At 67.8% G+C, this 718-nt stretch carries 1 protein-coding gene; it reads right to left on the bottom strand.

Annotated elements, in window-relative coordinates:
• A partial coding sequence (locus tag KGQ19_RS48770) for a carboxyl transferase domain-containing protein (protein WP_307856747.1) occupies nucleotides 1–718 on the bottom strand: 718 nt, incomplete at both ends.

Genomic DNA, 718 nt, shown 5'->3' with positions numbered 1-718 from the left:
GGGTTTCCAGGTCGCGGATGCGGGGGTCGTTGGCGGTGCGGGAGTTGACGTCGCCGGCGAAGACGACTGCGGCGGCGGGGGCGCCGCCCAGGACGGAGGCGAAGGAGCCTTCCAGGGCCAGGACGGTCATGGTGGGGTTGAGGGCTTTGGAGAAGACGACGAAGGCGCCGCCGTGGTAGCGGGAGATGACGCAGAAGACGATGGGGCCCTGGAAGTTGACGATGGCCCGGCCGATCTCGGCGCCGTATTCGAGTTGGAGTTTGCGCATGGATTCTGGGGAGCCGTCGAATCCTGAGAGGTTGGCCAGGACCACCAGTGGGCGGTTGCCGCTGGCGGAGTTGATGGCGCGGGCCACCTTTTTCGAGGATTGCGGGAACAGGGTGCCGGCGGTGTAGGTGTCGGGGCCGTCGGTGGGTGGGAAGCCCCGGCGGGGTACGGCGCGGGATTCGATGCCGATCAGGCAGACCGGTAGGCCGCCGAGGTGTACGTCTTGGACCACGGAGGTTTGTGCCCCGGCCATGCCGGCCCAGCGTTCCAGGACCGGGTGGTCCTGGTCGGACAGGGCTCGCATCACGGTTCTGATGTCGAAGGCTTTTTTGCGGTCGGGGTTGGCGGTGGCGCTGAAGATCTCACCGACGGTGGTGAAGTCCGAGCCGGCGAAGGTGTGGGGGAAGGTGCTGATGTCGCGGTCGTGGGGGTCGTCGGTGGTGGCGCGGCG

The sequence above is a fragment of the Catenulispora pinistramenti genome, assembly GCF_018274385.1.
Lineage (GTDB): Bacteria > Actinomycetota > Actinomycetes > Streptomycetales > Catenulisporaceae > Catenulispora > Catenulispora pinistramenti.
The sequence above is the reverse complement of the archived record's forward strand: the minus strand, read 5'-3'. Positions and strand labels throughout refer to the sequence as shown.